The following is a 6,499-nucleotide window of genomic DNA, read 5'->3' on the forward strand; positions in this document are numbered from 1 at the left end:
CTCGACACTGTATGGGGAGACAACGCGCCATGAGCGATGTACTGGAGCTGGTGGACGTATCCGTGGTCCGCGACGGACGCGCTCTGGTGGACGACGTCTCCTGGTCGGTCAAGGAGGGGGAGCGCTGGGTCATCCTCGGCCCCAACGGCGCCGGCAAGACCACCCTCCTCAACATCGCCTCCAGCTACCTCTTCCCCAGCTCCGGCACGGCCAGGATCCTCGGTGAGCGGCTCGGCGGGGTCGGTACCGACGTCTTCGAGCTCCGCCCCCGTATCGGTATCGCGGGCGTGGCCATGGCCGAAAAGCTCCCCAAGCGCCAGACCGTGCTGCAGACGGTGCTCACCGCCGCGTACGGCATGACCGCCACCTGGCACGAGGACTACGAGGCCGTCGACGAGGAGCGCGCCCGCGCCTTCCTCGACCGTCTCGGCATGACCGATTACCTCGAACGCAAGTTCGGTACGCTCTCCGAGGGTGAGCGCAAGCGCACCCTCATCGCCCGCGCCATGATGACCGACCCCGAGCTGCTCCTCCTCGACGAGCCGGCCGCCGGACTCGACCTCGGAGGCCGCGAGGACCTGGTCCGCAGGCTCGGCAGACTGGCCCGCGACCAGTACGCCCCCTCCATGGTCATGGTCACCCACCATGTCGAGGAGATCGCGCCCGGCTTCACCCACGTCCTGATGATCCGCCAGGGCAAGGTGCTCGCCGCGGGCCCCATGGAGACCGAGCTCAGCTCCCGGAACCTCTCCCTCTGCTTCGGCCTGCCGCTCGTCGTCGAGCACCACGGCGACCGCTACACCGCCCACGGACTGCCCCTCGGGCAGTAGTCGCACCACAGCCAACCTCCCCTGCGCCCTGTCGGGGAGGGTGCCCGCGGTCCTACGATGACCATGTGGACATCGACGCGTGGGTGTGGTGGCTGATCGGTGCGGTGGGACTGGGTATCCCCCTCGTCCTGACCGCGATGCCCGAATTCGGGATGTTCGCCGTCGGAGCGGTGGCCGCGGCCGTCGTGGCGGCACTCGGCGGCGGCATCGTCGCCCAAGTCCTGGTCTTCGTCGTGGTTTCGGTGGCCCTGATCGCGGTCGTCCGTCCGATCGCGGCCAGACACCGATCGAGCCAACCCACCCACGCCACCGGCATCGACGCACTGAAAGGCCGTCAGGCAGTCGTGCTGGAGCGGGTGGACGGGGGCGGCGGCGGGCGGATCAAGCTCGCCGGCGAGATCTGGTCCGCGCGCTCCTTCGACGGCGACCAGACGTTCGAACCCGGCCGCCAGGTGGACGTCGTGGACATCGACGGTGCGACGGCTGTGGTCATGTGAGCGAACCGGTCACACCGCAGGCCACAGTCTGCCAGAATCGAAGTCGATCATCATGACCACGCAACCGTCATGACCATGCGACCGCCATGACCGTTCGATCTCGATCACCGCGATCCGTCGGCAACCGAAGGGCACGAGGCACACGATGAATTCGATCATCATCGTCCTGATCATTCTGGTGGTGCTCGTCTTCATCGCCCTGATCAAGACGATCCAGGTCATCCCGCAGGCCAGTGCCGCCATCGTGGAGCGCTTCGGCCGCTACACCCGCACGCTCAACGCCGGGCTGAACATCGTCGTCCCGTTCATCGACTCGATCCGCAACCGGATCGACCTCCGTGAACAGGTCGTCCCCTTCCCGCCCCAGCCGGTGATCACCCAGGACAACCTCGTCGTCAACATCGACACCGTCATCTACTACCAGGTGACCGACGCCCGAGCCGCCACGTACGAAGTCGCCAGCTACATCCAGGCGATCGAGCAGCTGACCGTCACCACGCTGCGCAACATCATCGGCGGCATGGACCTGGAGCGGACCCTGACCTCCCGTGAGGAGATCAACGCGGCACTGCGCGGAGTCCTCGACGAAGCCACCGGCAAGTGGGGCATCCGCGTCAACCGCGTCGAGCTCAAGGCCATCGAGCCGCCCACCTCCATCCAGGACTCGATGGAGAAGCAGATGCGCGCCGACCGTGACAAGCGCGCCGCGATCCTCACCGCCGAAGGCATCAGGCAGTCCGCGATCCTCACCGCCGAGGGTGAGAAGCAGTCCGCCATCCTGCGCGCCGAAGGTGAGGCCAAGGCGTCCGCGCTGCGCGCCGAAGGTGAGTCCCAGGCCATCCGTACGGTCTTCGAGGCCATCCACGCGGGAGACCCGGACCAGAAGCTGCTCTCCTACCAGTACCTCCAGATGCTTCCGAAGATCGCCGAGGGCGACGCCAACAAGCTCTGGATCGTGCCCAGCGAGATCGGCGACGCACTCAAGGGCCTCAGCGGTGCCTTCGGCAACCTCGGCAGCGGTGCCCCCGGCTTCAGCACCGGTACGGAACGACGGGAGCAGCCCCCCGTCGACTGACCGGAGAACACCGTCGTGCATGATCGGTCAGGCCCCTCGACCTTGATGGCGGGGAGGCGTCACTGACCATCGAAGGAGATGGCCTTGTCCATCTGGGAGATTCTCGCGGTGTTCGCGGCCGGGGTCGGCGCCGGCACGATCAACACCATCGTCGGATCGGGAACGCTGATCACGTTCCCGGTCCTGCTCGCCACCGGGCTGCCCCCGGTCACCGCGACCGTGTCGAACGCCCTCGGCCTCATCCCCGGCTCCATCAGCGGCGCCATCGGCTACCGCGCGGAACTCGTGGGCCAGCGCCGTCGCATCCTGAAGCTGTGCGGGGGCGCACTGATCGGCGGACTGACCGGGGCGACCCTCCTACTCGCCCTGCCGTCCACGGCGTTCGAGACGATCGTCCCCGTCCTGGTGACCCTCGCGCTGGTCCTGGTCATCCTGCAACCCCGCATCAGCAAGGCGGTCCAGCGCCGCCGCGACCGCACAGGCACCGCGGCCCGCCTCGACGGCGGACCCCTCCTGTTCACCGGCATCATGCTCGCCAGCGTCTACGGCGGCTACTTCACGGCGGCCCAGGGCATCATCTACCTCTCCCTGATGGGCATGCTGCTCGACGACACGATGCAGCGCCTCAACGCCGTCAAGAACGTCCTCGCCGCCGTCGTCAACAGTGTCGCCGCACTCTTCTTCCTCTTCGTCGCGGACTTCGACTGGACGGCCGTCGTCCTGATCGCGGTGGGCTCCGCGATCGGCGGCCAGATAGGAGCCAGGGTCGGCCGCCGGCTCAGCCCGGCCTTCCTGCGCGCCTTGATCGTCGTCGTCGGCACCGCGGCCATCGTCCAACTGCTGCTGCGCTGACGGAAGAAGCCCGCCCCTCGGAACTCGTCGCAGGGAGGAGCGGGCTCCGCAGGTCTTCCTGCCGGGTCGTGCGGGGCCCTGGCCGGGCGGACGAGGTGCTCACGCCGCGGAGTGTGCCAGCCACTCCGGAAGCGCCGACCGGTCACCGGCCCCCATCGCGAGGAGCATCGTGTCCGCGGGCGAGGGCACGAACGGCTGACGCAGCAGCGGCATGCCCGCCTGCTCCGGTGTCCTGGCCGCCTTGCGGTGGTTGTCCTCCGCGCAGGAGGCCACGGTGTTCAGCCAGCCGTCCCGGCCGCCCTGGGCCCGCGGCACCACATGGTCCACGGTGCTCGCCCGGCGCCCGCAGTACGCGCACCGGTGCTGGTCCCGTATGAGCACACCCCTTCTGGACCACGGGGCCTGTCTTCGGAACGGCACCCGGACGTACCGGCAGAGCCTGATCACCCGGGGCACCGGGATGTCCACGGCGGCACCACGCATACGGAGGCCGGGATGCGACTGCTCGACGACGGCCTTGTCCTGGAGGATCAGAACCACCGCACGGTTGAGAGTCACCGTCGACAGTGGCTCGAAGCTCGCGTTGAGTACAAGTGTGTCCCGCATCCTGCCCACCTCCCGTGTGCCGCCCGTATGCCGGCGGGCCCGGATCAACTCTGGCCGGGCGAGCCGTGATGGACAACGCAATAAAAGTGCCCTGCCCTGATCTCTCCAAGACCAGGGCAGGGCAAACAGCAGGCGAACGCTCAGCTTTCGGGGGCGGCGTACTCCCCGATCAGCTGGGCGCGGCCCAGGGTGTGGAACCGCAGATTGAATCCGACCACGGCGGGCGAGGCGTCACTGTCCGGGCCGAGTTTCTCGGTGTCCACCGCGTACACGGTGAAGACATAGCGGTGGTTCTCACCGGCAGGAGGCGCGGCCCCGCCGAATTCCTTCGTCCCGTAGTCGTTACGCACCTGGACGGCGCCCTCGGGCAGCCCCGCGAACGCCCCGCTCCCCGCGCCTGCCGGAAGCTCGGTGACCGACGAGGGGATGTCGAACACCACCCAGTGCCAGAACCCGCTGCCCGTCGGGGCGTCCGGGTCGAAGCACGTCACGGCGAAGCTCCGCGTCCCGGCGGGAAAACCCTCCCACCGCAGCTGCGGCGAGGTGTTCCCCGCGGCGAACACCTGCGCGTCCGCGAGCACGGCCCCCGGCGCGAGGTCCTCGCTCACCACGCTGAACGGGGGAACCTCGGGGTGGAAGTCGTGCGGCAGCGGTGCCCTCTTCGGCTCGGTCACGTCAGCACCTCTCCTGATCGGCGTACGAGTTCTTCCCACCGACCCTAGGCCTTGTCAGAGCCAGTTGCGCCGGCCGCCGACCTGCGCGAGCCACTGATTGAGATATGCGGCCCAGTCCGTGCCCTGGAAGTCGTGGAAACCCACCTGGAACGTGCGGTAGGAGTCGCTGCCCTCGCTGAAGAGACCCGACTTCTTGTCCATCTCCAGGACGACGTCCATCTCGCGGTCGTCCGCGACGAAGCTCAGCTCCACCTGGTTGAGCCCCCGGTACTGCTGTGGGGGGACGAATTCGATCTCCTGGTAGAACGGCAGACGCTGCCGCGTCCCGCGGATGTGCCCGCGCTCCATGTCTGCGCTGCGGAAGCCGAAACCCAGCTGCCCGAAGGCGTCCAGGATGGCCTGCTGGGCGGGCAGCGGGTGCACGTTGACCGGGTCCAGGTCCCCTGCGTCCAGGGCGTGGGCGATGTCCAGCTCAGTGGTGACGCCGATGTTCATGCCGCGCAGCTGCTGCCCGGCGAACATGGTGATGGGCGTCTCCCAGGGGATCTCCAGCCCGAACGGCACGACGTGCACCGCGCCGGCCTGCACCTGGAAAGCCCCACCGAGCCGCAGCTGGGTGAACTCGATGTTCTGCTTGGTCTCCTGGTCGCCGCTCTCGACCTCCACCCGGGCCTGCAGCCCGACCGAAAGTCCCTGGATCTGCTGGTCCACGGATCCGCCCTGGATCCGGACCTCGCCCTGGACCACCCCGCCGGGCACGACGTTGAGTTCGGTCAGTTCGGTCTCGACCGAAGCACCGCCGGCACCCATGCTCGCGAGCAGCCGCTTGAAGCCCATATCTTCTCCTCCTAGACGCTGACACCCCTACATACGCGGCAAGACGGTAGCCGGTTCCCGACGCGCCGGGGCCGGTACCCTCGGAGGTCATGAACGAGGGCACGGACACGCACTTCCCGCACCGCACGTACGGCACGGCCAGGTGGTCGGCATGAACGTCGGCCTCCTCGCCCATCCCGCTGAGGAGATCGCCCCCAAGCTGCTCGGGAGCGTCCTCACCTGCAGCACTCCCGACGGAACCGTGAGTATCGCCATCACGGAGACCGAGGCGTACTCCGGCACCGCTGACCCGGCCTCCCACGCCTACCGGGGCCGGACGACCCGTAACGCCGTCATGTTCGGACCCGCAGGACACCTGTACGTCTACCGGTCCCACGGTCTTCACTGGTGCGCGAACGTCGTCACCGGCACGGACGGCATCGCCTCGGCGGTCCTCATCCGGGCAGGCAGGGTCATCGAGGGTGAAGAGCTGGCACGCGGGCGGAGAGGGGAGAAGGTCGAGAGCCCCCGGCTTGCCAGGGGCCCGGGGAATTTCTGCCAGGCACTCGGCATCACGGCGGAGCACAACGGCGCGGACCTCCTGGCAGGTGCCTCGGTCGTGCTGTCCGAGGGGGAACCGGTGCCTGCCGCGCTCATCCAGGCGGGTCCTCGGGTGGGCGTGAGCAAGGCCCACGACTGGCAGCACCGGTTCTACCTCGCCGGTGACCCGACGGTCTCGGCGTACCGACTGAGCCCGAGAGCCAAGCCGCACGCCGGAGCCTGAGCGGCTCGGAGCCTTACGCCTCGCCCGCCCGAGCGGGTCGCCGAGGCGGCGCAACTTGACTCGCCCTCGACGTTTCCCTAATGTAGTCCGAGCCGCTTGAACGGATGCAGCTGTTCTTGGCGTGGTCCATCGGACCGGGCCGAAGCATCGTGAGAGGGCCAACCACTACCTACGATTCACCCTGACGGGGTGCAATTTCGGCATGCCGAAATGCGCCTTTCGGCTCGATTATGAGCCGCCGCGGAAATCGGCTAACGTAGTGACCACGCCGAAAGGGAAACGCGAAAGCGAAGAACTGGAAAGCGAATCGGTGGTAATTTAACTGCCGAGCAGGAACTGCAGGATCCCGCTTCGACCGGGAATCG

The 6,499-nt window shown here is 68.0% G+C and carries 8 protein-coding genes; 5 read left to right on the forward strand and 3 right to left on the reverse strand.

All coding sequences use genetic code 11. The features are described from left to right. Window positions 1-29 precede the first annotated feature (29 nt). The 4 genes from AB0C75_RS06225 to AB0C75_RS06240 all read left to right on the forward strand — a co-directional run bounded on the left by AB0C75_RS06225 (window position 30) and on the right by AB0C75_RS06240 (window position 3,254). Window positions 30-830 (forward strand): ABC transporter ATP-binding protein, encoded by an 801-nt coding sequence (locus tag AB0C75_RS06225; protein ID WP_362887577.1) that lies wholly within the window; start codon window positions 30-32, stop codon window positions 828-830. 65 nt (window positions 831-895) lie between these two features. Then, window positions 896-1,327 (forward strand): NfeD family protein, encoded by a 432-nt coding sequence (locus AB0C75_RS06230; protein ID WP_362887579.1) that lies wholly within the window; start codon window positions 896-898, stop codon window positions 1,325-1,327. Window positions 1,328-1,472: 145 nt separating this feature from the next. Next, on the forward strand, window positions 1,473-2,402 hold the full coding sequence (locus AB0C75_RS06235) for an SPFH domain-containing protein (protein WP_362887581.1): 930 nt from the start codon (window positions 1,473-1,475) through the stop codon (window positions 2,400-2,402). Window positions 2,403-2,486: 84 nt separating this feature from the next. Then, window positions 2,487-3,254 (forward strand): sulfite exporter TauE/SafE family protein, encoded by a 768-nt coding sequence (locus AB0C75_RS06240; protein WP_362887583.1) that lies wholly within the window; start codon window positions 2,487-2,489, stop codon window positions 3,252-3,254. Window positions 3,255-3,353: 99 nt separating this feature from the next. Here AB0C75_RS06240 and AB0C75_RS06245 read toward each other — a convergent pair whose 3' ends face one another. The 3 genes from AB0C75_RS06245 to AB0C75_RS06255 form a co-directional block, all read right to left on the reverse strand. After that, window positions 3,354-3,860: an HNH endonuclease gene (locus tag AB0C75_RS06245; RefSeq protein WP_362887585.1), complete on the reverse strand. Its 507-nt coding sequence runs from the start codon at window positions 3,858-3,860 to the stop codon at window positions 3,354-3,356. Window positions 3,861-4,000: 140 nt separating this feature from the next. Then, window positions 4,001-4,534 carry a YbhB/YbcL family Raf kinase inhibitor-like protein gene (locus AB0C75_RS06250; RefSeq protein WP_362887587.1) on the reverse strand — a complete coding sequence of 178 codons (534 nt, stop codon included), beginning with the start codon at window positions 4,532-4,534 and terminating at the stop codon, window positions 4,001-4,003. A gap of 54 nt (window positions 4,535-4,588) precedes the next feature. Continuing rightward, window positions 4,589-5,371 carry a sporulation protein gene (locus AB0C75_RS06255; protein WP_362887589.1) on the reverse strand — a complete coding sequence of 261 codons (783 nt, stop codon included), beginning with the start codon at window positions 5,369-5,371 and terminating at the stop codon, window positions 4,589-4,591. A 151-nt stretch (window positions 5,372-5,522) separates the two neighbouring features. Between AB0C75_RS06255 and AB0C75_RS06260 the strand changes: the two genes are divergently transcribed. Next, window positions 5,523-6,134, forward strand: a complete 612-nt coding sequence (locus AB0C75_RS06260) for a DNA-3-methyladenine glycosylase (RefSeq protein ID WP_362887591.1) — start codon at window positions 5,523-5,525, stop codon at window positions 6,132-6,134. Window positions 6,135-6,499 lie beyond the last annotated feature (365 nt).

It is taken from the genome of Streptomyces sp. NPDC048565 (genome assembly GCF_040650935.1).
Taxonomy (GTDB): domain Bacteria; phylum Actinomycetota; class Actinomycetes; order Streptomycetales; family Streptomycetaceae; genus Streptomyces.

Bases quoted from the DNA above. Each gene is read 5' to 3' on its own strand.
- AB0C75_RS06245 (WP_362887585.1), bottom strand. From the start codon at position 3,860: ATGCGGGACACACTTGTACTCAACGCGAGCTTCGAGCCACTGTCGACG.
- AB0C75_RS06260 (WP_362887591.1), top strand. From the start codon at position 5,523: ATGAACGTCGGCCTCCTCGCCCATCCCGCTGAGGAGATCGCCCCCAAG.
- AB0C75_RS06225 (WP_362887577.1), top strand. From the start codon at position 30: ATGAGCGATGTACTGGAGCTGGTGGACGTATCCGTGGTCCGCGACGGA.
- AB0C75_RS06255 (WP_362887589.1), bottom strand. From the start codon at position 5,371: ATGGGCTTCAAGCGGCTGCTCGCGAGCATGGGTGCCGGCGGTGCTTCG.
- AB0C75_RS06235 (WP_362887581.1), top strand. From the start codon at position 1,473: ATGAATTCGATCATCATCGTCCTGATCATTCTGGTGGTGCTCGTCTTC.